Genomic DNA, 22,963 nt, shown 5'->3' with positions numbered 1-22,963 from the left:
ATAGGCTGAGCTGATGGTCGAGGAGGAGCTGAAGTACGAGGTGGACGACACCTACGTGCTGCCGGACCTGTCCGCCGTGGCCCCGGCCGGTGGGCGGGTCCGGGCGGTGCCACAGGTGACGCTCGTCGCCCGCTACCTCGACACTGTCGACCTGCGGCTGGCCCGCGCCGGTGCCTCGTTGCGGCACCGCGAGGGCGACGAGCTGCCGTGGACGGTGAAGCTGCCCACCGGCACTCCTGGCGTCCGGCACGAGATCTCCCGCCCGGGGCCCGTCGAGCAGCCGCCGCCGGAGCTGGTGGAGTTGGTCACCGCGCTGCACCGGGGCGCGGCGCTGGCGCCAGTGACCGTGGTGCGGACGATCCGGCACGCCCACGAGGTGTGCGACAGGGCCGGCGCGGTGCTCGCCGAGGTGGTGGACGACCGGGTGACAGTGCTCGACGACGCCGGTGCGACAACTGGTGCGTTCCGCGAGTTGGAGGTGGAGCTCAAGGCCGGCGACCGCGAGATCCTGGACCGGATCGGGGGCGTGCTTGCCGAAGCCGGCGCCCGGGGCGGCTCGTTCACCTCGAAACACGTACGGGCGCTGGGCTCGGCCGCCCAGGCCGAGCCCGACCTGGTCGCGCCGGGCGAGCTGACGACCCACCCGAGCGCCGGCGAGGTGGTCACCGAGGTGGTCCGCAAGGAGGTACGCCGGTTGCTGACGCACGATCCGCTTGTGCGGCTGCGCGCGGCGGCCGGTGGCGGCGACAGCGCCGTGCACCAGATGCGGGTGGCGACCCGACGACTCCGCAGCGACCTGCGTACGTTCACGCCGCTGGTCCGCAGATCGTGGTCGCGTCCGCTGCGCGTGGAGCTGCGTTGGCTGGCCGAGGTGCTCGGCGCGGCCCGCGACGCCGAGGTGCTGCGCGACCGCCTGCGCCACACCGCGAACGCCGACCCGCTCAGCACTCTCGACCAGGACGCGGTGGACCGGCTGGACAGGGCGCTTGCCAAGCGGCAGCGGCAGGCGCTCGTCGCCATCGACAGGGCGCTGCGCTCCCCGCGTTACCTCGCTCTGGTGGACGCCCTGGTCCTTGCCGCCCGCGCGCCCCGGCTCACCCGCCGGGCGTCCGAGCCGGCGGCGCGGACGCTGCCCGCGCTCGTGGCCCGCCCGTGGAAACAGCTCACCGGCCCGGACGGCGTCGACGGGCTCGACCCACTGGCACCCGACGACCGCTGGCACGCCGTCCGCAAGGACGCCAAGAAGGCCCGCTACGCGGTAAACGCGGTCCTTCCGGCGGTCAGTGGGGACGCGCGCCGGCTGTCCCGCGCGCTGGCCCGGGTGCAGGACGTGCTCGGCGAGCACCAGGACGCGGCGGTGGCCGCGGACACCTGGCTCGCCCTCGCCGCCGGCCGACCGGCGGACCACGCGTTGGCGGTCACCGCCGGGCGGCTCGCCGAGCGGGAACGCGAGACGGTACGCCAGATGCGAGCCCAGTTCCCCGCCGCGTGGCACCGGGCCACCCGGCGACGGCGCACCAGATGGCTCCCATGATCGGCATCCGCGCGGCCGGCGGGGTCTGCTGGCGTCCCAGCGCCGACGGCGTACAGGTGTGCGTCGTGCACCGGCCCCGCCACGGTGACTGGACACTGCCCAAGGGCAAGCTGGAGCCGGGCGAGCACCCGATGGTCGCCGCGGTCCGCGAGGTGGCCGAGGAGGCCGACGTACGCGGCGTACCGCAGGTGCGGCTGCCGTCGGTGCGCTACCGCAGCGAGGGGCAGGACAAGCTTGTCGACTACTGGTCGATGCGCACTGCCGCCAGCGGTGGTTTCCAGCCCGACACCGAGGTGGACGACATTCGGTGGCTCGCCGTGGACGACGCGATCCGACTGGTCAGCTATCCGCACGACGCCGAGGTGCTTGCCGCGTTCGCCGCGCTGCCACCGGTGACCGCCACCGTCGCGCTGGTCCGGCACGCGCACGCCGGCAAGCGGGCCACCTGGTCCGGCCCGGACACCGCCCGCCCGCTTGACGACGAGGGGCGGGCCCAGGCGTACGCCCTCGCCGCCCTTATCGCAGTGGTCCGGCCGGCCCGGCTGGTGTCGGCGTCGCCGCGTCGCTGCGTGCAGACCCTGGACCCGGCCGCCGCACTACTCGACCTGCCCATCGAGATCTGCGGCGATCTGGACGAGCCTCAGCCGGGCCAGCAGCACGACGAGCGGGTGCTCGCCACTGCCGCCCAGTTGCTGGAGCTCGCCTGCGCGGGCGGGCAGGTGGCGGTGTGCAGTCAGGGCAAGGTGCTGCCGGGCGCGTTGGAGCAGCTCACCGGCCGCGCCGACGACGACTTCACCACTCCGAAGGGCGGCGGCTGGCTGCTCGCCTTCAGCGGTGACCGGCTGCTCGCCACCGACCGCCTGTGACCGCACGTGGTTCCGGCGATGTGCCGGGGCAGCGGAGGTCGGCGATCCGGAGTGGATCAACGCCCGCCGACGTGCATCAGCGGGGTGGCAGGGTGAGGGTCACCGCGACCGGCAGGTGATCGCTTGCCGTGCCGGGCGGCGCGACCGGGTCGCTCGGTATCAGCCCGGGCGAGACGAAGACGTGGTCGATCTGCTGGCGCGGGTCGTCGGCCGGGCTGGTCGCCAGCGGTCGCCCGGCCGCCAACGCGTCGACGAGGCCGGCAGCGGTGAACTGGCCGAACGCCTCGTCGCCCGGCTCGGTGTTCAGGTCACCGCCCACCACAAGCGGCAGGCCGTCGGCGTACTCCGTGGCGAAGTCGACGACCGAGCGGGCCTGAACCACCGGGCCGCCGCCGGGCGGCGGTTGCAGATGGGTGCTGACCACCGCGCACCGGACGCCGTCGCTGAAGTTCACTGTGACGGCGAGTGCCTGCGCGCCGGTGGGCGCCCCGACGTCAGGCAGCCGCAGCGTCCGCGCGTCCTCGGTCGGCCAACGGCTGAGCACCGCATCACCCCAGACGGCGTCGGCGGCCGGCCCGAACACGTACGGCATATCGAGACGGTCGGCGAGCAGGTCAAGGGTGTCGTGGCCGCCGTTGAGCAGCCAGCCGCGGTCCACCTCGCTGAGCAGCACCACGTCGGGTTGCTGGCGGTCGATCGCGGCGGCCAGCGCGGGCAGATCGAACCGGCCGTCCAGCCCGAAGCCCATCCGGATGTTGTACGCCACCACCCTGATCTGCTCCGGCGGCCCGTTCCGGTTGGTCGACACACCCACCTCGTCGGCGAACACGGGCGCGAGCAGTGCCAGCGCGGTAACCGCCGCAGTGGTCGGCAGTGGCGATGGCGACCCGGCAGGCCGCCTGCCTGCTGACGGTCGCGTGGGCAGCCCCGCGACGGGACGGGCCGTGAGCGCCACGGCCGCGACCAGCCCGGCGACCACCACCGGAACCGCGCCGTTGGGATAGCCGAGGTCGTAGGCGCTGTAGTAAGCCACCGCCGCCAGGACGAAGACGAGCATGCCGCCTGCGGCCGCGTACCCCCGGCGGGCCGCCGCTCGCCTGGCATCCACCGTGTCCGCCTCGCCCACACCGACCCCGACGGCCGTCGCGGAACCACTCGCGGCGTCGGCACTGGCGGGCCTGTCGGTGAGGGCCAGGCAGGCACCGAGACCGACTGCGGTGAGCAGGATGGCGGCGACGAGCAGATCGCCGTGATCGAGGGCGAAGAGCACCGCGCCGGCCAGCAGGGCCACCGGCCCGAGTGCTCGGCCCCACCGCCGGTTGGGCGGGCCGGCCAGCGCGGCCAGCAGGAACACCGCGACGGCCACCGGTAACGGTGCCAGGCCGACGAACGGGCTGCCGGCGACGTCCCCGCCGGTCATCAGGTACGACATCCCTGCCTGGGCGAGCGCCGGCGCGAGGGCCACCATGCCGGCGAGCAGCAGCACCGGCCCGGCCAGCAGCCACGACCGGGCGCCGCCGGGGCCGGGTGGCGCGCTCCGCGCCGCAGTGGCGAGCAGGAACGCCCCCACCGCCACGGCACTGAGCAGCCAGGCCATCCAGTCGCTGCGCCAGGCCAAATCGTAGGTGTCCAGCAACCCGTGTAGCGCCGCGTTGACCGCCAACCCCAGGGCCAGCCCCGGCACGGGCCGGTCGATGCCACCGGCGGCACCCGCCAACCAGACCAGCCCGGCGAGCAGCCCTGCGGTGGCCAGCCAGAGCTGTACGCGTCCGCCGGGTGTCGCGGTGAGCGCGAGCCGCGCGGCTGCCAGCAGGACGGCCGCAGCGACTGTGACAGGACGGGCGCCCACCCGACGGACAAGCGCCGGGGCCGCCGCAGCGAGGACGAACCAGCCGAGGGCGAACGCCCCCATCAGCTCGGCCGGGGTGGACGCGGCCTGACCGAAGATGGTGATGATGCCGGGAAGCCAGACGCGCAGCACGTCGATGAGCAGAATGACGCCCAGCGCGAGCGATGCGGTGGTGAGCTGGCGGTAGCGCACCGGCACCCCATTCCGTCGGCGGGCCGGCAGAGGGGGGCCGGCACGGCGATTCTGCGCGTCCACGGCAGGCGGGTCAACGGCCCCGGTACGCGCACAGGGCGCCCACCGCGCGGGTGGACGCCCTGTGGGCTGTGCGGGTCGGTCAGCGCTTGCTGGCCGCCTTCTTGGCCGGAGCCTTCTTCGCGGGAGCCTTCTTGGCCGCCGTGCTCTTGCTCGCCGCCGCGGTGGTCTTCTTCGCCGTGGTGGACTTGGCCGCTGCGGCGCTCTTCTTCGTCGGCGCGGCCTTCTTGCTGGCGGCCGTCTTGGTCGCCGTGGTGCTCTTGCTCACCGTTGCCGGGGCGGTCTTCTTGCTGGCCGCCTTGGTGGCGGTGGCGGTCTTGCTCGCCTTGGCCGGGGCGGTCTTCTTGCTTGCCGCCGCCTTGGTGGCCGTGGCGGTCTTGCTCGCCTTGGCCGGGGCGGTCTTCTTGCTTGCCGCCTTGGCGGCGGTGGCCTTGGTGCCAGCGGCCTTCGCCGTCGTGGTGGCGGTCTTCTTCGCCGCCACCGTGGCCTTCGGCACCTTGCCGCTGGCCACCATCTCCTTGAACCCGGCCCCGGGGCGGAAGGTCGGAACGGACGTCTTCTTGACCTTCACCGCCTCGCCGGTGCGTGGGTTGCGCGCTGTTCGTGCGCCACGCACACGCTTTTCGAATGCTCCGAATCCGGTGATCGCCACCTTCTCGCCCTTGGTGACCGCCGCCTGGACCTCAGTGAGGACCGCGTCGAGCGCGGCCGTCGCCGTCTTCCGGTCCCCCAGGCGAACGGCGAGCGCCTCGATGAGCTCGGCTTTGTTCACGACTTCCTCCCGATTGTGCAACTGACTCGACGCGAGCCATTCTGCGCGCACCGTATGCCCTGTGCTGCCTGGACACAAACATTCGGTAGAAAAAAGCCCTTGTGTCGTAACGGATTCGCCCCCACCAGTTGGACCGGTGAGGGCGAATCCGATGTGCGGATGGGCGTACGGGCTATGCCACCGAGGGCAGGAACGGCAGTCGACCCGCCTCGTACGAGTCGATGTCGGCGGCGTGCCGGAGGGTGAGTCCAATGTCGTCCAGACCCTCCAGCAGGCGCCACCGGCTGAAATCGTCAAGCGGGAACGACCACGTGGCGTCCCCGGCCCGGAGCTGTCGGGCGGTCAGGTCGACAGTCACCGGAGTGGTCGGGTCGGCCTCGACCAGATCCCACAACTCCTCGACGGCTTTCAATTCCAACTCGACCGGCAGGAGGCCCTCCTTGAGGGCGTTGCCGCGGAAGATGTCGCCGAAACGCGGCGACACCACAGCGCGGAAGCCCCAGTCCCGCAGCGCCCAGACGGCATGCTCCCGGGAAGAGCCGGTGCCGAACTCCGGGCCGGCGATGAGGATCGACGCACCGGAATAGGATTCATCGTTGAGAACGAATGTCGGATCTTCCCGCCAGGCGTTGAACAGCCCGTCGGCGAAGCCGGTGCGGGTCACCCGCTTGAGGTACACGGCCGGGATGATCTGATCCGTGTCCACGTTGGACCGCCGCAGCGGCACAGCGGTGCCGGTGTGGGTGGTGAACTTGTCCATCTCCTCGGTCCCTTCTACAGATCGGCGGGGGCGGCCAGCCGGCCGACCACGGCGGTGGCGGCGGCGACCGGCGGGGAGACCAGGTGGGTACGCCCACCCCGGCCCTGCCGGCCCTCGAAGTTGCGGTTCGAGGTGGAGGCGGAGCGCTCGCCCGGCTTCAGCGTGTCGGGGTTCATCCCCAGACACATGGAGCAGCCGGCGAACCGCCACTCGGCACCGGCATCGGCGAAGACCTTGTCCAGCCCCTCGGCCTCGGCGGCCTCCCGCACAGCGGCGGAGCCGGGCACCACGAGCATCCGGACCCCGTCGGCGACCTTGTGGCCGCGCAGCACGTCGGCGGCGGCCCGCAGGTCCTCCAGGCGACCGTTGGTGCAGGAGCCCACGAAGACCACGTCGATGGAGAGGTCCCGCAGCGGGGTGCCGGGGCGCAGGTCCATGTACTCCAGCGCACGGCGGGCAGCGACCCGCTCCGAGTCGGTGACGAACTCCTCCGGGTCCGGCACTGGCGCGCTCAGCGGCGCACCCTGCCCGGGGTTGGTGCCCCAGGTGACGAACGGGGTGACCTGGCTGGCGTCCAGGGTCACCTCGGCGTCGAAGCGTGCGCCCTCGTCGGTGGGCAGCGTCCGCCACCAGGCCAGCGCCGCGTCCCAGTCCGCGCCCTGCGGCGCGTTCGGACGCCCCTTGAGGTACGCGAAGGTCGTCTCGTCCGGCGCGATCATGCCGGCCTTGGCGCCCCACTCGATGGACATGTTGGCGATGGTCATCCGCCCCTCCATGGAGAGGGACCGGATCGCTTCGCCGCGGTATTCGACGATGTGACCACGGCCACCGCCGGTGCCGACCTGGGTGATCAGAGCCAGCACCAGGTCCTTGGCGGTGACGCCGGGAGCGAGTTGGCCGGTGACGTTCACGGCCATGGTCTTCGGGCGGCTCTGCGGCAGCGTCTGGGTGGCGAGAACGTGCTCCACCTCGCTGGTGCCGATGCCGAAGGCGAGCGCGCCGAACGCGCCGTGGGTGGCGGTGTGTGAGTCGCCACAGACGATCGTCATGCCCGGCTGGGTCAGCCCGAGCTGCGGGCCGATGACGTGCACGATGCCCTGGTTGTCGTCACCGAGTGGGTGCAGGCGCACGCCGAACTCGGCGCAGTTGCGGCGCAGCGTCTCGATCTGCGTCCGGGACGTCGGGTCCGCGATGGTGAGCAGGTCACCACGGCGGAGCCGGAACGCCGGGTCGTCGTACCCGGTCGGGGTGTTGTGATCCTCGGTCGCGAGCGTCAGGTCGGTTCGGCGCACCCGGCGGCCGGCGAGCCGCAGCCCGTCGAACGCCTGCGGGCTGGTCACCTCGTGCAGCAAGTGCAGGTCGATGAAGAGCAGGTCCGGCTCACCAGCGGCGGACCGAACGACGTGCGCGTCCCAAACCTTTTCGGCCAGGGTCCTCGGCTCAGGAGTGACTCCCACCATCTGGACATCCTAAATTCTGGGAGGTATGTTTCGGCTTGTGGGACACAGTATGAGCGGTGTTGGCGTTCTCGACAAGGCGGTGGTCATCCTGGCCGCCTGTGTCGACGGCGCCAGCCTGGCCGAACTCGTCGAGCGAACGAAGCTGCCCCGGGCCACCGCGCACCGGCTGGCACAGGCACTGGAGATCCATCGGATGCTCGTCCGGGACACTCAGGGCCGCTGGCGGCCCGGCCCTCGATTGGGCGAGTTGGCCAACGCGGCACCGGACGTTCTGCTGACCGCCGCCGAGCCGCTGCTGGCCGCGCTGCGCGACGCCACAGGCGAGAGCGCACAGCTCTACCTGCGCCGTGCGGACGAGCGGATCTGCGTAGCGGCGGCAGAGCGCGCCAGCGGCCTGCGGGACACCGTTCCGGTCGGCTCGGTGCTGCCGATGACCGCCGGCTCGTCCGCCCAGATCCTGCTCGCCTGGGAGCCGCCGGAGGCGGTGATGCCGCTGCTGCCGCGCAGCAAGTTCACCGGCCGCACACTGGCCGAGGTACGCCGTCGTGGCTGGGCGCAGAGCGTCGCCGAGCGCGAGGCGGGTGTGGCGAGCGTCTCCGCCCCGATCCGTGACCGCACCGGCCGCGTGATCGCCTCGGTCAGCATCTCCGGCCCCATAGAGCGCCTCGGCCGCCGCCCCGGCGAACGCCACGCCATGGCAGTAGTCCGAGCCGGCCAACGCCTCTCCGGCCTCTGACCGACGGCTCAGCGGCCTCCGACCGGCGTCGGTCCGGCCTCCGACCGGCGCTGGCGATCATGGGGTTGGCGTGGACCGGCACCGGCGTGTCAGACCGCCAACCACATGATCGCCGCAAGGTGGGTGGGTAGAACGGAAAAGGGCTCGTCTCGCTTCGCGAGACGAGCCCTTTCGTTGTAGCCCCGACCGGATTCGAACCGGCGCTACCGCCTTGAGAGGGCGGCGTCCTGGGCCACTAGACGACGGGGCCAGAACTTTGCTGTTCACCACCCTCGCGGGCGGTGCGGCTTGTAGTCTAGCGGCACCATCGGCCGGGGCGAGCGCGGGGTGCGGGGCCGCCGACCGGCAGGTGGCGACCAGAAAACGACCCCCAGGTGACCCGGACCCGGCCCGGAACGACGGGCCCCTGGACGACGAAACAGCCCGCCTCACCAGGGTGAGACGGGCTGTGCACAGATGTAGCCCCGACCGGATTCGAACCGGCGCTACCGCCTTGAGAGGGCGGCGTCCTGGGCCACTAGACGACGGGGCCAGGACAAGCATTTCGCTCCCCCACCCTCGCGGGCGGAGGAGCTGCACTCTACCAGAGATCAACCTCCGCCCCCGCAGGGGCGGAGGAGAACTCCGTCAGAATCCAGCGTCCGGGATTCTCGCGAATCCCAGCTGCGCTGGGGTACCAGGACTCGAACCTAGACTAACTGAACCAGAATCAGTCGGGCTGCCAATTACCCCATACCCCATTGGCACCTTGCGGCGCCGGGAACGAACATTACCCTCCCGGTGCCGGCAGGCCAAATCCGATCCCCCCGAAACACCTGTGAGCTGCGGAAACGGGGGCATCGGACGGATCAGGCGACGGGGACCACCGGGTTGCTGAGCTCACCGATGCCCTCGATCCGCACGGTGACGGTATCCCCCTCCACGAGCGGGCTAACCCCCGCCGGCGTGCCTGTGAGAACCACGTCGCCGGGCAGCAGCGTCATCACGTGCGAGATGTACGACACCAGGCCGGCCACGTCGAAGACCATGTCCTTCGTACGGCCGAGCTGGCGTACCTCCATCTCGTCGGGGTTGCGACCGACCTCACACCGGATCTCCAGGTCGGAGACGTCCAGTCCGGTGGTGATCCACGGGCCGATGGGGCAGAACGAGTCGAAGCCCTTGGCCCGCGTCCACTGCCCGTCGGAGCGCTGGAGGTCCCGCGCGGTGACGTCGTTGGCGCAGGTGTAGCCGAAGATGGCGCGTTCGGCGGCCGCCCGGTCGGCGCGGCGGGCGCCGGGAGCGCCGATCACGACCGCCAACTCCGCCTCGTGCTCGACCTGCTTGGAGAAGATCGGCAGCCGGATGGCGTCCCGGGGGCCGATCACCGCTGTGGACGGCTTGAGAAAGAGCAACGGCTCCTTGGGTACGTCGTTGCCGAGTTCGGCGGCGTGGTCGGCGTAGTTGCGGCCCACGCAGACCACCTTGCTGGGCAGGATCGGCGAGAGCAGCCGGACGTCGGAGAGGGCCCAGCGGGCCCCACTGAAGGAGAGTTTGCCGAACGGGTGGCCTTCGATCTCGGCGATGGTCAGGCCCTGCGGCCCGGCCTCCGGTTCGCCCTCGACGGCACCGAACGACATTCCCTTGGCATGAGCGAAACGAGCGATACGCACCTGGCCAATCTAGCCCCGCCGACGGGTCGACCGGCCACGACCGGCGGGCGGGTGTGCGCAACCCGTCAACGCGGCGGCACCCTATCGGCCGTCGGGGTGACCGGGGCGGGATTCCTGACTTCGTACCCGCACGGAGGGAGCACGCCCTTAGCGTCGGCTCCGGAGGTTCGTTCGTATGCCTGCATCGACACGACACCACAGAGCCCTCGCAGTGTTCGTCCACTGCCTCGGCATCCTCGCCGCCGTGCCGGCCCTGCCCACGGTGGCCCCGGAGGCGGCGGCCGCGCCACGACCACCGGCCGTCACGCCACGACCAGCGACACCCACGCCAGAACCGACGGCGGTCACAGCGCCCGCGCCTGTCAGCCCGCCGCCAGCGGTGGCGGTGGTCGCCCGGCCACCCGCGGCGGCGAGTGCGGAGCCCACGCCGCCGTCGGCGCCACCGGCGATGGCACCGCCGTCGCGGACGCCGGCGTCGGTGCCCGCGCCTCCGGTGACGGTCGCGGTCGCGCCGGAGAGCAGTCCGGCGCCGCGATACCGGATCCACGTGCGCAACGTGGGCAGTTCGCCCGTCGACACGACTGTGCGCCAGGAGTTGCCCTCCGGGTCGTCGCCCACCTCGATAAGCGCCGGCGGCCGGTCCACCAACTCCGGGGGGTCCGCCACCGAGGTGACGTGGCGGCTGCGGCTGCCCGCGCACAGCACGACCACGCTTGGCACCGCGCTGACCGCGACCGCGCCGGGCCAGAAACTGACCGCGCCGGCCTGCGCCTTCACGAGCGACGGCAGCCGGCCGTTCGACTGCGCGTCGGCCACCTGGCAGGCGGCGGGGACACCGGCGGAGGAGGTCACCGCGGCGCAGCCAGTTTGGCGGCAGACCCCGGTGCTGCTGGCCGGCCTGGCGGTTCTGCTGGTGCTGCTCGGTGCCGCCCTGTTCTGGGTGTGGCGTCGTCGACGCGGCCGGCGGGTGACCGCGGCAGCCCTGTCCAGCGGCGGCGGATCCGACGAGGGGCGCGGAACGATCTATCCGCGTCCGTCCACGCCGAGCCCGATGCGGCGTCGGCGTACCCCGCCGGTCGCCCTGCTGGTCGGCGCGGCCGTGGTGGTGCTGGCCGCCGTGGTCGGGACCGCCGGCTGGACGGCGACCCGGCAGGTCTCCGAGATCGACACCCAGAAGCAGCCGACAAGCGGCGCGTGGATGGGCACCGGGGTGTCCGGGCCGGTGGGCGTACCGCTGCGCGATTCGGCGTTCGAGTTCACCGTCTACCGGATGTCCTGCGACGCGCACGGCAGCACCGGGGCGACTAACGAGGGCGGCGCGGCTCCGGCCTCCGGCCGTCGGTGCCAGGCCACTGTAGGAGTGCGCAACGTCACCGGCGACCAGCAGCCCTGGCACGGCCAGATGCAACGGGCCTACCTGCCCGGCGGCCGGTGGGTGAGCACCGACGAGCCGGCCACCCGGGCGGCCAACCTGGGTCGGGACGTCTTCGCCGACCCGGTGGCGGCCGGCAGTCGGGTGGTGCTGCCGCTCGTCTTCACCGTCGACGGGCGGGATCCGCCCCGACAGTTGGAGCTGCGCGGCGGCGTCTTCTCCGCAGGCGTGCGGGTGCAGATGCCCTGACCGGCCAACGGGCGGCGGTCGTACCCTGGGGTCCGTGACCGCCGCCCTCGCCCCCGCCGTGCTCGACGTGGCGACCTGGCAGGCCCGTCGTCGGGCCCACGAGCAGCGGGTGGACGTCTGGCTGACCCCGCACCTGGCCCGTCGGCGGCGCGGCGAGCGGCACCCGGTGGCCGACTTCCTGTTCACCTACTACTCGCATCGGCCGGCGCAGCTGCGCCGCTGGCATCCGGGCGCAGGGGTCGAGCTGCGCGACGCGGATCCGGCCGAGTTCGGCCGGGACTACCGCGCCACCGCCGCCGGGGTCACCCTCGACACCGATGGGGTACGCCAGCGACGCGGCGAGTCGATCGCGTGGATCCGCTCGCTGCTCACGGCCACTGCGGGGCGGGCGCCGCACTTTGGCTGCTTCGGGATGCACGAATGGGCGATGGTCTACCGGCAGACCCGCGAGGAGTTGCGGCACAACGCGTGGCCGTTGCGACTGGACGCGGAGCGGACGGCCGCGATCGTCGAGGAGCGCGGGGTGCGGTGCAGCCACTTCGACGCGTTCCGGTTCTTCACACCGCCGGCCCGCCCGTTGAACCTGCTCACACCGACCCGGGACACCCAGCACGAGCACGAGCAGCCGGGCTGCCTGCACGCCAACATGGACGTCTACAAATGGGCGTACAAGCTGTCGCCGCTGGTGCCCTCGGAGTTGGTGGCGGACTGTTTCGAGCTGGCCCGGGAGATCCGTACTCTCGACATGCGGGCCAGCCCGTACGACCTGGCGGCGCTCGGCTACCCGCCGGTGCGTGTGGAGACGCCGGAGGGCCGGGCGGAGTACGCCGCCGCCCAGCGCGGCTTCGCCGACCGGGCCGCGGTGCTGCGCGATCGGCTGCTAGCGGCCGTCCCGGCCTGACCGGCTGCTCGCGGCCCGGCCCTGGGATGGGTCGGGCTCAGCTCTCCGGACGGGTTCGCAGGCCGTCGAGGAGCAGCGAGACCACTGCCTCCATGTCCTCGTCCAGGCCGGGCTCGCTCCACTCGGCCCGGTGCGCCGGGTGGTGGAATCGGGCTGTGGCCTGCAACAGCGCCCGGCCGGCCACCGCCGGGTCCGGCACGCTGAACTCGCCGGCCGTCACCCCGTCGGCGACGATGAGGCTGAGCTGGCCGGCGAGGATCTCCAGGTGCGTGGCGACCGCACCCTCGGCGAGGGTGGCGAGCTGGTGGAAGTTGTCGAACAGCTCCGGGTCCTCCCGGGCCCTCCGGCGCTTGGTGCCACTCAGTTCGGCGAGCCACCGACGCAGCCGCTGCGGTGCGGGGTCGGCGCCGGTGGCCACCTCGATGAGCGGGGTGGAGATCCGGGCCAGCCAGCGTTCGGCGACCGCGTCGCGGAGCGCGGCCTTGCTGGCGAAATGCCGGTAGACGCTGCCGTGGCTGACGCCCAGCGCGCGGGCGACGTCAAGCACTGTGGCCTTGGCGGGCCCGTACCGGCGTAGCACCTCCTCGGCGGTGTCGAGGATGCGGTCGGCCGTCAGGGCGGTGGCGTCGCTCATCGCTCCAGCCTCCCTGACGGCCCCACCGGCCGTGGCGCGACCCCCGGGTGGCGGTCGCGCCACGGCCCGGTGGTCACGCCCGCTCGCTGTCCAGCAACGCCATCTGCGCCTCGTCGTAGCGGTTGCCGGCTGCCGCGTCGGCCGGGACGGCGGCCTCGATGGCGGCCAGGTCCTCCTGGGTGAGGGTGACAGCTGTCGCGCCCAGTGCTTCGGTGAGCCGGTCCCGGCGACGGGCACCGATCAGCGGCACGATGTTCTCACCTCGGGCGAGCACCCAGGCGATGGCGATCTGCGCCACTGTGACGCCACGGGCCTCGGCGATGACGCGCAGGGCGTCCACGAGGGCGAGGTTGCGGTCCAGGTTGGCGCCGGAGAACCGGGGCAAGTAGCTGCGGAAGTCCGTGGCGACGGTGTCCCTGCGAGCGGTCCAGTGGCCGCTGATGAGGCCGCGGGACAGCACCCCGTACGCGGTGATCCCCACACCCAGCTCGCGGGCCGTCGGCAGGATGTCGGCCTCCGGGTTGCGGGAGATCAGCGAGTATTCGATCTGGAGGTCGGCGATCGGGTGCACTGCCTGCGCCCGGCGTAGCGTGTCCGCGCTGACCTCGGACAGGCCGATGTGCCGGATGTGACCGGCCTTGACGAGCTCGGCGAGGGTGCCGACCACGTCCTCCACCGGCACGTCTCCCGGCAGCCGGGCCGGGCGGTAGATGTCGATGTGGTCGGTGCCGAGGCGGCGCAGCGAGTACGCCAGGAAGTTCTTGATCGCGACGGGTCGAACGTCGGCGCCGTTCCAGCCGCCGTCGACGTCGCGCAGGGCGCCGAACTTGACGCTGATCACCGCGTCGTCGCGGTTTCGGCCGCGCAACGCCTCGCGCAGCAGCATCTCGTTGTGGCCCATCCCGTAGAAGTCGCCGGTGTCCAGCAGGGTGACGCCGGCGTCCAGGGCGGCGTGGATGGTGGCGATGCTCTCGACCTCGTCGGCATCGCCGTAGAGGTCGGACATGCCCATCAGGCCGAGGCCGAGGGCGGAGACGGTCGGGCCTGTGGTGCCGAGCTTGCGGGTGTCCATGGGGATGTTCCTCTCCTGGGTGACCCGCTCAGCATACATACTTCGGGTGACAGATTCCAGATTCTGTCACCCGATAGTCGAAGGGGACCCGGAATGGCACGACTTGAAGGGGTCGACTACTCGCCGTCGACGCGGCGGTCACGCTTGCGCTGCGACTGGCGCTTCTTCTCGGCCAGCCGGCGCTCCTTGGCGCCCCGGGACGGCCGGGTCGCGCGGCGGGGTGGTGGCGGGGGCGCGGCGGCCTCACGCAGCAGCGCCACCATCCGCTCGCGGGCCGCCTCCCGATTGGCCAGCTGCGCCCTGTGCTCGCTGGCCGCGATCGTCAGGACCCCGTCCACCAGGCGGTTGGCCAGTCGCTCCAACGCCCGCGACCGCAGCCAGTCGGGCACCGACGGGGAGTTGGCCAGGTCATAGCTCAGCTCGACCCGGGAGTCGGCGGTGTTCACGCCCTGCCCACCCGGCCCGGACGAGCGGGAGAAGCGCTCCCGCAACTCCCCGGTGGGGACGACCCACCGGTCGGTCACCCGCAGTCCGTCGTCCACGCCCCGAGGCTAACCCGCACCGACCCAACGAGGATCACCGGTGCGGAGGCTTACTCGACGTCGAGGACGGGCTCGGCGTCGGGCCGGCGGTGTCGTCGTTCGAGCCGACCGCCGCGTACGCGACCGCGCCGAACAGCAGCAACCCGATCACCGCGGCTTTCACGGCGACCCCCCGGATCAGCAACCAGGCGCCACGACGTGCAGTCGGCACCGTTTTCTTGACCGTCTGGTAGTCGGTCCACCCGCGTCGTGCCCGCGCGTACGCCGACCCCACCGCACATCCGATGACCAGGCCCACCAGCAGGAGGACCGTGAGAAGAGGACGCTCCACCTCCGCCAGTATCCATACGGAGCGTCATATTTCCATGATTTGATGCTGTCCGGCCGGATATCCGACACTACCGGCGGCCGAACCGGCCGCCGGTAGCTGTCCGGGCAGCTCAGCCGCCCTTGCCGATGATCGTGTCGGCGCTCTGCTGCACCTGCTCGATCGGGATGGCGAAGCCGATGCCGATCGACCCGTTGCCGTCGATTGTGGCGATCGCGGTGTTCACCCCGACCACCTCGCCACGGGCGTTGACAAGCGGCCCGCCCGAGTTGCCGGGATTGATCGACGCGTCGGTCTGCACCGCGCTGTGCCTGTTGTTGCCCAGCCGCACCTGACGGTCCAACGCGCTCACGATGCCGGCGGTGACCGTCCCGGACAGGCCCAACGGTGAGCCCACCGCCAGCACCGGCTCACCGACCCGTGTGGCACCCGGCTTGGCAAGCGGCAACGGGGAGAGCCCGGCCGACGGCGGCACCTTCAGCACCGCCAGGTCACTGCGCGGCTCCCGCCCGACCACCTCGGCTTCGTAGCGGCGGCCGTCGGGCAACTCCACTGTCACCGGCCCACCGCCCCCCTTGGCCAGGATGTGGTCGTTTGTGACGAGGTGCTGCTGGTCGTCGATGGCGAACCCCGAGCCGGTCGCGGACGCGCCGTTCGCCCCGCCGGCGAGCACCGACACCACACCGGGCACGGTCCGCTCGGCGGCGGTGACCAGTTCCGCCGGCACCGGGGCGGCCGACGCCGCCGCCGGACCGCCGGCACCGTTCTGGCTGGCCACCACGCCGCCGGCCAGAGCGCCCGAGACGGCGGAGACGGCCACCACGGCCAGCACGGCGAACAGGCGTCCCGAGCGCCGCCCGCCGGGATCCCGCCCCGAGCCGGGCGCGTCCCACCACCCGTGCCCGTCCGGGTCGAGTTCGGGCGAGATGAACCAGGGACCGCGCGGTTCACCCAGTCCGGTCTGCACAGCCATGCGTACTCCTCACGGTCGACGTCGGCGCGGCTGATCAGGGCAGTCGGGAGAACCAGCGCATCGAGCCGGCTGCCGCACCCATCGCGAAGACGAGTCCGAGGCCGATGAACCGGGCCGAGACGTCCTGGCGTTCCTTGCGGTAGCCGACCGAGCTGCCAATGTCGTCGTATACGGCACGCAACTCGTCGGTGGTGCTGGCCTCGTGGAACATCCCGCCGGTCTCGTCGGCGACCGCTCGCAGGGTCTGCCCGTCGACCGGCACTTGGACGGGCCGCCCGCCCCGGTCCACGAACCCGGACGGGGTGCCGAAGGAGATCGCGTGCACCGGCACCTTCGCCGTCACCGCCTCCGCCGCCGCCTCCATCGGGTCCATCCCCGAGGTGTTCGCCCCGTCGGAGAGCAGGATGATCCGGGCCGGCGGTGGCTCCTTCGCGGCCTCGCTGTCCAAACCCTTGACCGCGCCCAACGAGGTGTTGATGGCCTCGCCGATCGCGGTGCCCTGCACCCCGGTCACCCCCTCGGCGAGCCGGCCGATGCCCTCGTCCAGGGCATCCCGGTCGGTCCCGGGCGGCACCAGGACGGCGGCGCTGCCGGCGAACGCGACAAGCCCCACGTTGAACTCGTCCGGCAGCCCTTCGACGAACCGCCGGGCCGCCTGCTTGGCCGCGGCCAGCCGGTCCGGTTCGACGTCGGTGGCGAGCATCGAGGTGGACACGTCCACCGCCACCATGACTGTGGCGCGTTCCCGGGGCACCCGAACCTCGGCGCTGGGTCGGGCGAACCCGACCACGAGCAGCGCCAGCATGGCCAGGAACAGCCCGGCCGGGACATGTCGGCGCCAGGCCGGCCGCTCGGGCGCCACCCGGTCGAGCAGCCGCAGGTTGGTGAAGCGGACCGCGTACCGGCTGCGTCCGCGCTGCATCACCAGGTACGCGACGACAAGGGCGAGCACGCCGAGCAGCAGCCAGAGCCGCAGCGGGGACTCCCAGTTCACGCGGCACCTCCCCGGGCGATCCTGGCCGGCGCGGCGGCCATCCGCCGCTGGGCGTGCACGTGCCGGACGATGTCCGCACCCCAGTCCCGGTCGGTACGCAGCGCCAGGTGGGTCGCCGCGCTGCGGCGCAGGGCCTGGCGGACCTGCTCACGCTGGGCGGCTGCCGCCTCGGCGTACCGTTCGCGCAGCCGACGGTCCGATGTCGACACCTCGCGGTGCCTGCCGGTCTCCGGGTCGACGAGCGTGATCAGGCCGACGTCGGGCAGCTCCAGCTCGCGCGGGTCGGTCACCTCGATCGCCAGCACCTGGTGACGGACCGACAACCGGCGCAGGGTCGCCTCCCAGGGTGGCGGGTGGTCCGGGTCGTCGGGCAGCCCGTCGAGGAAATCCGAGACCACGACGACCAGGCCGCGCTGATTGGCGACCCGGTGCAGTGCGTTGAGCCCGTCCGCCAACTCCGGCGATCCGCCCGGCGACCGGTCGCCGGGACCGGACGTGCGCGGGGCGGTCAGCAGCATGCGGAGCAGACCGAAGAGATGGGTACGCCCGCTGCGGGCGGGGAAACGACGTACCCCGTCGGCACGCAGCACCTGGGCACCCAGTCGGTTGCCGACGCCCGCGGTCAGGAAACCCACCGCCGCCACCGCGGCCACCGCCAGCTCCCGCTTGTCCAACTCGGCGGTGCCGAACTCCATGCTGGCACTGGCGTCGACAAGCAACCACGTGGTCAGTTCCCGGTCGGCGTCGACCTGCCGGACGTGCGGCACGGCGGTCCGGGCGGTCACCGCCCAGTCCATCCGGCGGACCTCGTCCTCCCCCGGCCGGTATTCGCGGCTGCCCGCGGGTTCGCTGCCCGGCCCGGGAAGCAGGCCACGGTACTGGCCGTGCAGCAGACCGTTGAGCCGCCGGGTGACAGTCAACTCCAGACGCCGCAGTCGCTGGTCCGGGCTCAGCTCGGCCAGGCCCGGATCCGGCGGGACGGCCACCGGCGCGAGGCTGGCGCGCCTCATGCCGCCGCCAGATCCGGCGTCTGCTGCGGATGCCCGTTCGCCACCCGGGGCGGCGGAACCGCCTCCACCAGCCGGCGCACAAGACTCTCGGCCGACACCCCGTCGGCCACCGCGTCGAAGGAGAGCACCAGCCGGTGGGCGAGGATGTCGACAGCCAACTCCCGGACGTCCTCGGGCAGCACGTACTCCCGTCCACGTAGGAGGGCCTGCGCCCGGGCGGCCGCGACCAAGCCGAGGGTGGCTCGAGGGCTGGCGCCGTACGCCAGCAGTGGCGCGATCTCCGGCAGCCCGAACCGGCCCGGGTCGCGGGTGGCGAGGATGAGCCGGACGACGTACTCGGCTAGCGCGTGGTGGACGAAGACCCGCTCGGCGCGGCTCTGCAGGTCCTGCAACCGTTGCGCGTCGAGCACCTGCCGTGGGCTGGGCCGGTCCGTGCTCATCCGGTAGAGGATTGCCAGCTCGTCGGCGTCGCTGGGGTAGTCGACCACCACCTTCATCAGGAACCTGTCGCGCTGCGCCTCGGGGAGCTGATAGACCCCCTCCGACTCGATCGGGTTCTGGGTGGCCAGCACCAGGAACGGCGACGGCACCGGCCAACTTCGGCCGCCGATGCTCACCTGCCGTTCCGCCATCGCCTCCAACAGCGCCGACTGGACCTTGGCCGGGGCACGGTTGATTTCGTCGGCCAACACCAGGTTGGCCATGATCGGGCCCAGCTCGATGTCGAAGGTCTCCTTGGAGGCCCGGTAGATCCGGGTGCCGACGATGTCGGAGGGGACCAGGTCCGGCGTGAACTGGATCCGGGAGAAGGTGCCGCCGACCACTGTGGCGAGGGTCTGCGCGGCAAGCGTCTTGGCCACGCCGGGAACCCCCTCCAGGAGGCAGTGCCCGTTGGCGATCAAAGCGGTGAGCAGGCGTTCGACGAGTCGATCCTGCCCGACGATCACGCGTTTGACCTCGAAGAGCGTCTGTTCCAGCTCGACGCCGGTCGGCTCGGGATCGACCGGGCTGGGCATGCTGGCCAGGGTGTCCGAGATGTCCGTCACGGTGCTTGCTTCCCGGGCGGAGGGGCCGGCAAACGTCGGATTGTGAGCACCGGACCGGCCCGTTGTGCCCCGGACGAGGACGAGCCGCCCGAACGAGGGACGACCGGGATGAGCCAGCCACAAGAGTACGTCGACCCCGAGCTGGCAGGAGTGGGTCGACGGTGACGAGGCGTACCGGGCGGGCACGGCACGGCCCCCGCACACAGGTGCGGGGGCCGGACGTCGGTCGGTCAGGACAGGTGGACAACCAGGTGGAAGCCCAGGTCGGTCGGGGTGCCAGCCGAGTTGCGGGTCTGCACGAAGACCGCGTTCGGCGTGCTGAGCCGGGGCGCGACCGAGACCTCGCCGGACGGCGGGATGCAGCAGGAGTCAGCCCGGCCGACGGACGCCACGAAGACGCCGGCTGTGACGACCTGGCCGAACTGCACCTCGTACTGCCCGGTGCCGTACTTGATGACGGTGCCGGTGCCGCGGGCCTTGGTGCCGTTGGAGTTGACGACGACGGTGGTGGTCGAGGCGACGAGTGTGCTCGCCTTTGCGCTCAGCGCGGCCTTGGCCTTGCGGGTGGACTCCGCCGTCACCGGCGGTTGGGAGTTCGTGCTGCGGGCAGCCGGCTGGACTGCTTCGACCGGGGCCTTCGCCGTCGGTTGGGCGACGGCGATCCCACCTCCGGCGAGGGTGAGCCCCAGGACGGCGAACGTGACCGCCGCCGCCTTACGTCGGAAGGATGTGCTCATGACAGGTCCCCCTTGTGTGACCGTGCGAATTCGGCCGACCCGCGGGGCGGGACGGATAACTGCCAGAAAATAGGGCCGAGGACGACGCACAACCGACCGAAGGTCTCACCTGCACCCGGCTTGAACTGGTATTACTACTCAGAGTTGCGTCGCTTTGACCAGGTGAAACGTAGCACCGTAAAAAGCTGAGCGTCAATAGTTGATCTCGCTTTATCGGGTTGACGACCGACCCTCACATAATTGCGAAATGTGAGCGCCCCACCATTCACGAATGGTGGGATCAGAAGACCATTAGGCTGTCCGCCATGATCGTCGACGCTCCGCCCACGCCTACCCACCGTCGCGCGGCACCTGTCGGCACGGTGCTCTGCTGGGTGGCGGTCGGGCCGACTGCCGCCTGGGCCGCCCTACGGCTGGGCGGGCTGGACCGAGGCCCACTTGTGCAGGCGCTCGCCTTCACCCCGTACGTCGCGGGATGGAGCGTGCTCGCCCTCGCACTCGCCATCGCCCTGCGGCGCTGGTGGCCAGCGGCGGTCGCGGCCCTGACGGCGGTGGCCCTGCTCGGCGCGGTCGCGCCCCGGGCGCTGGCCGCCGCACAGCCGTCGACGACCGGCCCCACCGTCCGGCTGCTCACGGCCAACCTGCTCGCGGGCGCCGCCGACGCGGCCACGCTTGTCGAACTGGTCCGGCAGCACCGGGTCGACGTGCTCACCGTGCAGGAGTTCACCCCCGACGCGCAGGTCGCCCTGGACCGGCTCGGCCTCGACCAACTGCTGCCCCACCGGCAGCTCAACCCGCACGTCGGCGCGCCCGGCTCCGGGCTCTACTCGCGGTGGCCGATAAGCAACGCCGGCATCCGTCACAACCGCGGCGGCTGGCGGTTCAGCCAGGCGTACGGCACGGTGGCGGTCCCCGGCGCTCCACCGGTCCGTGTCGAGTCGGCTCACCCGGCGGCGCCGTCCGCACTGGACCAGGTCGACGCGTGGCGTACCGACCTGCTCGCCCAACCGCCAGCCACCCCGGGCGGTGAGCTGCGGATCCTCGCCGGGGACTTCAACGCCACCCTCGACCACAGTCCGCTGCGGGCGCTGCTGCGCACCGGTTACGTCGACGCGGCCGACGCGGTCGGAAAGGGGTTGACCGGCACCTGGGGTCCCTACGACGGCGACCGGATCCCGCCGGTCACCATCGACCATGTGCTCGTCGACAAGCGCATAGCGGTCCGCTCGCTAAGAGTGCTGGCCCTACCCGGCAGCGACCACCGCCCAGTCCTAACAACCCTCCGCCTCCCCACCCCATAACCAACCCCGCCCCCCGCACCCCGCACCCGCACCCCGCACCCCGCGCCCCGCTCCCCGAGCCCCGCACCCCCGCTCCCCCGCTCCCCGCACCCGCGATCTTGCACTTGATGCCGCGACATATTGCCGTAAAAGCCGCATAAGGGCGACACAAAGTGCAAGATCGCGGGGGCAGGGGCGTGGCGAGGGCGGAAGTGCGGGCGAGGGGCCGGGGGGAGGGAGAGGACAGGCGGGGGGCGGGCGGGGCCGGGAGGACAGGGCGGGGCGGGGGTTAGACCGAGGCGGGGGCTAGGCCGTAGGTTAGGGCGTCTACCAGGGCGTGCCAGCTCGCCTCGACCACGTTGTGGTGCACGCCCACCGTGGTCCAGTCCCGGCCACCGCCGTCGGCGGTCTCCAGCAGCACCCGGGTGATCGCGCCGGTGCCGTGGCTGCCCTCCAGGATGCGCACCTTGTAGTCGGCCAGTTCGAAGTTCCGCAGCTGCGGATAGTGCCGGGTCAGCCCCACCCGCAACGCCTCGTCCAGCGCGTTGACCGGGCCGTTGCCCTCGGCTGTGGCGATCACCCGCTCACCGCGTACCCGGATCTTCACGGTCGCCTCGGACACGACGGCGCCGTCTTCCCGGTGCTCGACGAGCACCCGGTACGACTCCAGGGTGAACGGGCGGGCCGGGCCACCCTCCGGCAGTTCGGAGCGGACCAGCAACTCGAAGGAGGCGTCCGCGGCCTCGAAGGACCAGCCCTCGGCCTCCAACTCCTTGACCCGCTTGGTGACCCGGGTCAGCGCCTCCGGACGGCCGGCCAGGTCCAGGCCGAGTTCACGGCTCTTGAGCTCGACGCTGGCCCGGCCGGCCATCTCGGTTATCAGGATCCGCATGTCGTTGCCCACCACCGACGGGTCCACGTGGTTGTAGAGCAACGGGTCGACCTTGATCGCACTCGCGTGCAACCCTGCCTTGTGGGCGAAGGCGGCGGCCCCGGCGTACGCCTGGTGGGTGTCGGGGGCGATGTTGGCGATCTCGGCGATGGCGTGCGAGACCCGCACCATCTGCGCCAGGCAGCCCTCCGGTAGGACGGGCATGCCCAGCTTGAGTTGAAGGTTGGCGACGACGGCGAAGATGTCGGCGTTGCCGGGGCGCTCGCCGTACCCGTTGGCGGTGCCCTGGACGTGGCGGACGCCGGCTTCCACGGCGGCGATCGTGTTGGCGACGGCGCAGGAGGTGTCGTTCTGCGCGTGCATGCCGAACAGCCCGGCGTCGACCCCGAGCCGGCTGGTCAGGTCGACGATCGCGGCGGTCACCTGGGACGGCAGCATGCCGCCGTTGGTGTCGCAGAGCACCATGCGCTCGGCGCCGGCGGCGAGCGCGGTCTCCACCACTGCCGTGCCGTACGTCGGGTCGTGCCGGTAGCCGTCGAAGAAGTGCTCGCCGTCGACGAAGACCCGGCGGCCCTCGCGCACGAGGTGGGTGACGGTGTCGTGGATCATCGCCAGGTTCTCGGCGCCTGTGGTGCGCAGCGCACGCTCGACGTGGCGGATGTCGGCCTTGGCGACCAGGGCGATCGCCGGGGTCTGCGCGTCCAGCAGGCCGCGCACCTGGGGGTCGTCGGCGACCGCGACACCGGCCTTGCGGGTGGCGCCGAACGCGACGAGCACGGCGTGCCGCAGGTCGAGTTCGGTGCGTGCTCTGCGGAAGAACTCGGTGTCCTTGGGCACCGCGCCCGGCCAGCCGCCCTCGATGAAGCCGACGCCGAACTCGTCGAGCAGCCGCGCCACCGCCAGCTTGTCGACCACCGAGTAGGTGAGCCCTTCGCGCTGGGCACCATCACGCAACGTGGTGTCGTAGACCTGGAACGTCATCAGGGGTCCTTTCTCTGAGCAACAAAAAGACCTCCCGCGGATGCGGGAGGTCTGCGCGCTCGGCGGAGGGG

The 22,963-nt window shown here is 72.0% G+C and carries 21 protein-coding genes and 3 tRNA genes; 6 read left to right on the top strand and 18 right to left on the bottom strand.

Features of this window, described 5'->3' with window-relative positions; translation table 11 throughout:
• Positions 1-13: 13 nt before the first annotated feature.
• Together ACFY2Q_RS13405 and ACFY2Q_RS13400 are read left to right on the top strand one after the other, a co-directional pair.
• Entirely contained in the window at positions 14-1,534 is a 1,521-nt protein-coding gene (locus tag ACFY2Q_RS13405) for a CHAD domain-containing protein (protein ID WP_387129931.1), read from the top strand.
• Positions 1,522-2,400 carry an NUDIX domain-containing protein gene (locus ACFY2Q_RS13400; RefSeq protein ID WP_387129930.1) on the top strand — a complete coding sequence of 293 codons (879 nt, stop codon included), beginning with the start codon at positions 1,522-1,524 and terminating at the stop codon, positions 2,398-2,400. Before ACFY2Q_RS13405 ends, ACFY2Q_RS13400 begins: the two co-directional genes overlap by 13 nt.
• A gap of 76 nt (positions 2,401-2,476) precedes the next feature.
• Here ACFY2Q_RS13400 and ACFY2Q_RS13395 read toward each other — a convergent pair whose 3' ends face one another.
• The 4 genes from ACFY2Q_RS13395 to leuC form a co-directional block, all read right to left on the bottom strand.
• Positions 2,477-4,441 carry an endonuclease/exonuclease/phosphatase family protein gene (locus ACFY2Q_RS13395; RefSeq protein WP_387129928.1) on the bottom strand — a complete coding sequence of 655 codons (1,965 nt, stop codon included), beginning with the start codon at positions 4,439-4,441 and terminating at the stop codon, positions 2,477-2,479.
• 142 nt (positions 4,442-4,583) lie between these two features.
• Positions 4,584-5,273: an HU family DNA-binding protein gene (locus ACFY2Q_RS13390; RefSeq protein WP_387129926.1), complete on the bottom strand. Its 690-nt coding sequence runs from the start codon at positions 5,271-5,273 to the stop codon at positions 4,584-4,586.
• Between the two features lie 172 nt (positions 5,274-5,445).
• Positions 5,446-6,033: a 3-isopropylmalate dehydratase small subunit gene (gene leuD, locus ACFY2Q_RS13385; protein WP_357011437.1), complete on the bottom strand. Its 588-nt coding sequence runs from the start codon at positions 6,031-6,033 to the stop codon at positions 5,446-5,448.
• A gap of 14 nt (positions 6,034-6,047) precedes the next feature.
• Positions 6,048-7,493, bottom strand: a complete 1,446-nt coding sequence (gene leuC, locus ACFY2Q_RS13380; RefSeq protein WP_387129925.1) for a 3-isopropylmalate dehydratase large subunit — start codon at positions 7,491-7,493, stop codon at positions 6,048-6,050.
• Between the two features lie 49 nt (positions 7,494-7,542).
• Here leuC and ACFY2Q_RS13375 point away from each other — a divergent pair, with 49 nt between their 5' ends.
• The gene (locus ACFY2Q_RS13375) at positions 7,543-8,229 is read left to right on the top strand and encodes an IclR family transcriptional regulator (protein WP_091393133.1); all 687 of its coding nucleotides are present in this window, start codon (positions 7,543-7,545) and stop codon (positions 8,227-8,229) included.
• Positions 8,230-8,406: 177 nt separating this feature from the next.
• Here ACFY2Q_RS13375 and ACFY2Q_RS13370 read toward each other — a convergent pair.
• The 4 genes from ACFY2Q_RS13370 to ACFY2Q_RS13355 all read right to left on the bottom strand — a co-directional run bounded on the left by ACFY2Q_RS13370 (position 8,407) and on the right by ACFY2Q_RS13355 (position 9,881).
• Positions 8,407-8,479: transfer RNA gene (locus ACFY2Q_RS13370), tRNA-Glu, on the bottom strand.
• A gap of 209 nt (positions 8,480-8,688) precedes the next feature.
• Positions 8,689-8,761 (bottom strand) — tRNA-Glu (locus ACFY2Q_RS13365).
• A 136-nt stretch (positions 8,762-8,897) separates the two neighbouring features.
• Positions 8,898-8,969: transfer RNA gene (locus ACFY2Q_RS13360), tRNA-Gln, on the bottom strand.
• 108 nt (positions 8,970-9,077) lie between these two features.
• Positions 9,078-9,881 (bottom strand): fumarylacetoacetate hydrolase family protein, encoded by an 804-nt coding sequence (locus tag ACFY2Q_RS13355; RefSeq protein WP_387129924.1) that lies wholly within the window; start codon positions 9,879-9,881, stop codon positions 9,078-9,080.
• A 175-nt stretch (positions 9,882-10,056) separates the two neighbouring features.
• On the opposite strand from ACFY2Q_RS13355, the gene ACFY2Q_RS13350 reads away from it, so the two are divergent.
• Positions 10,057-11,502 (top strand): hypothetical protein, encoded by a 1,446-nt coding sequence (locus ACFY2Q_RS13350; protein ID WP_387129922.1) that lies wholly within the window; start codon positions 10,057-10,059, stop codon positions 11,500-11,502.
• Positions 11,503-11,536: 34 nt separating this feature from the next.
• Entirely contained in the window at positions 11,537-12,403 is an 867-nt protein-coding gene (locus tag ACFY2Q_RS13345; protein ID WP_387129920.1) for a 3-methyladenine DNA glycosylase, read from the top strand.
• A 37-nt stretch (positions 12,404-12,440) separates the two neighbouring features.
• Here the strand turns inward: ACFY2Q_RS13345 and ACFY2Q_RS13340 are convergent, their stop codons facing one another.
• From ACFY2Q_RS13340 to ACFY2Q_RS13300, 9 genes are all read right to left on the bottom strand, one after another.
• Positions 12,441-13,037 (bottom strand): TetR family transcriptional regulator, encoded by a 597-nt coding sequence (locus tag ACFY2Q_RS13340; RefSeq protein ID WP_387129918.1) that lies wholly within the window; start codon positions 13,035-13,037, stop codon positions 12,441-12,443.
• Between the two features lie 73 nt (positions 13,038-13,110).
• A complete protein-coding gene (locus ACFY2Q_RS13335) occupies positions 13,111-14,109 on the bottom strand; it encodes an aldo/keto reductase (protein WP_387129916.1) in 999 nt (332 codons plus the stop codon).
• A 116-nt stretch (positions 14,110-14,225) separates the two neighbouring features.
• Positions 14,226-14,651, bottom strand: a complete 426-nt coding sequence (arfB, locus tag ACFY2Q_RS13330) for an alternative ribosome rescue aminoacyl-tRNA hydrolase ArfB (protein WP_387129914.1) — start codon at positions 14,649-14,651, stop codon at positions 14,226-14,228.
• Positions 14,652-14,685: 34 nt separating this feature from the next.
• Complete coding sequence (locus ACFY2Q_RS13325) at positions 14,686-14,982, bottom strand: hypothetical protein (RefSeq protein ID WP_387129911.1); 297 nt, start codon at positions 14,980-14,982, stop codon at positions 14,686-14,688.
• A 109-nt stretch (positions 14,983-15,091) separates the two neighbouring features.
• Positions 15,092-15,952 carry a S1C family serine protease gene (locus tag ACFY2Q_RS13320; RefSeq protein WP_387129910.1) on the bottom strand — a complete coding sequence of 287 codons (861 nt, stop codon included), beginning with the start codon at positions 15,950-15,952 and terminating at the stop codon, positions 15,092-15,094.
• Between the two features lie 34 nt (positions 15,953-15,986).
• Positions 15,987-16,946, bottom strand: coding sequence for a VWA domain-containing protein (locus ACFY2Q_RS13315; RefSeq protein WP_387129908.1), 960 nt, complete (start codon positions 16,944-16,946; stop codon positions 15,987-15,989).
• A complete protein-coding gene (locus ACFY2Q_RS13310) occupies positions 16,943-17,956 on the bottom strand; it encodes a DUF58 domain-containing protein (RefSeq protein WP_387129906.1) in 1,014 nt (337 codons plus the stop codon). Before ACFY2Q_RS13310 ends, ACFY2Q_RS13315 begins: the two co-directional genes overlap by 4 nt.
• Entirely contained in the window at positions 17,953-19,002 is a 1,050-nt protein-coding gene (locus ACFY2Q_RS13305; RefSeq protein ID WP_387129905.1) for an AAA family ATPase, read from the bottom strand. The genes ACFY2Q_RS13310 and ACFY2Q_RS13305 overlap by 4 nt, the downstream gene beginning before the upstream one ends.
• A gap of 230 nt (positions 19,003-19,232) precedes the next feature.
• Complete coding sequence (locus ACFY2Q_RS13300; protein ID WP_387129903.1) at positions 19,233-19,739, bottom strand: hypothetical protein; 507 nt, start codon at positions 19,737-19,739, stop codon at positions 19,233-19,235.
• 305 nt (positions 19,740-20,044) lie between these two features.
• On the opposite strand from ACFY2Q_RS13300, the gene ACFY2Q_RS13295 reads away from it, so the two are divergent.
• On the top strand, positions 20,045-21,040 hold the full coding sequence (locus ACFY2Q_RS13295) for an endonuclease/exonuclease/phosphatase family protein (RefSeq protein WP_387129901.1): 996 nt from the start codon (positions 20,045-20,047) through the stop codon (positions 21,038-21,040).
• Positions 21,041-21,308: 268 nt separating this feature from the next.
• Here ACFY2Q_RS13295 and cimA read toward each other — a convergent pair whose 3' ends face one another.
• The gene (cimA, locus tag ACFY2Q_RS13290; protein ID WP_387129899.1) at positions 21,309-22,892 is read right to left on the bottom strand and encodes a citramalate synthase; all 1,584 of its coding nucleotides are present in this window, start codon (positions 22,890-22,892) and stop codon (positions 21,309-21,311) included.
• Positions 22,893-22,963 lie beyond the last annotated feature (71 nt).

Origin of the sequence: Micromonospora sp. NPDC000316, from assembly GCF_042898885.1 — a bacterium.
In the GTDB taxonomy this organism is placed as follows: domain Bacteria; phylum Actinomycetota; class Actinomycetes; order Mycobacteriales; family Micromonosporaceae; genus Micromonospora.
Note: the sequence above shows the minus strand (reverse complement) of the source record. Positions and strands in the feature narration are given on the sequence as shown.

What these genes read in the sequence shown, in the direction of transcription:
- ACFY2Q_RS13405 (WP_387129931.1), top strand. Translation starts at nt 14, where the DNA reads ATGGTCGAGGAGGAGCTGAAGTACGAGGTGGACGACACCTACGTGCTG.
- ACFY2Q_RS13400 (WP_387129930.1), top strand. Translation starts at nt 1,522, where the DNA reads ATGGCTCCCATGATCGGCATCCGCGCGGCCGGCGGGGTCTGCTGGCGT.
- leuD (WP_357011437.1), bottom strand. Translation starts at nt 6,033, where the DNA reads ATGGACAAGTTCACCACCCACACCGGCACCGCTGTGCCGCTGCGGCGG.
- leuC (WP_387129925.1), bottom strand. Translation starts at nt 7,493, where the DNA reads ATGGTGGGAGTCACTCCTGAGCCGAGGACCCTGGCCGAAAAGGTTTGG.
- ACFY2Q_RS13375 (WP_091393133.1), top strand. Translation starts at nt 7,543, where the DNA reads ATGAGCGGTGTTGGCGTTCTCGACAAGGCGGTGGTCATCCTGGCCGCC.
- ACFY2Q_RS13350 (WP_387129922.1), top strand. Translation starts at nt 10,057, where the DNA reads ATGCCTGCATCGACACGACACCACAGAGCCCTCGCAGTGTTCGTCCAC.
- ACFY2Q_RS13340 (WP_387129918.1), bottom strand. Translation starts at nt 13,037, where the DNA reads ATGAGCGACGCCACCGCCCTGACGGCCGACCGCATCCTCGACACCGCC.
- ACFY2Q_RS13335 (WP_387129916.1), bottom strand. Translation starts at nt 14,109, where the DNA reads ATGGACACCCGCAAGCTCGGCACCACAGGCCCGACCGTCTCCGCCCTC.
- ACFY2Q_RS13320 (WP_387129910.1), bottom strand. Translation starts at nt 15,952, where the DNA reads ATGGCTGTGCAGACCGGACTGGGTGAACCGCGCGGTCCCTGGTTCATC.
- ACFY2Q_RS13310 (WP_387129906.1), bottom strand. Translation starts at nt 17,956, where the DNA reads ATGAGGCGCGCCAGCCTCGCGCCGGTGGCCGTCCCGCCGGATCCGGGC.
- ACFY2Q_RS13300 (WP_387129903.1), bottom strand. Translation starts at nt 19,739, where the DNA reads ATGAGCACATCCTTCCGACGTAAGGCGGCGGCGGTCACGTTCGCCGTC.
- ACFY2Q_RS13295 (WP_387129901.1), top strand. Translation starts at nt 20,045, where the DNA reads ATGATCGTCGACGCTCCGCCCACGCCTACCCACCGTCGCGCGGCACCT.
- cimA (WP_387129899.1), bottom strand. Translation starts at nt 22,892, where the DNA reads ATGACGTTCCAGGTCTACGACACCACGTTGCGTGATGGTGCCCAGCGC.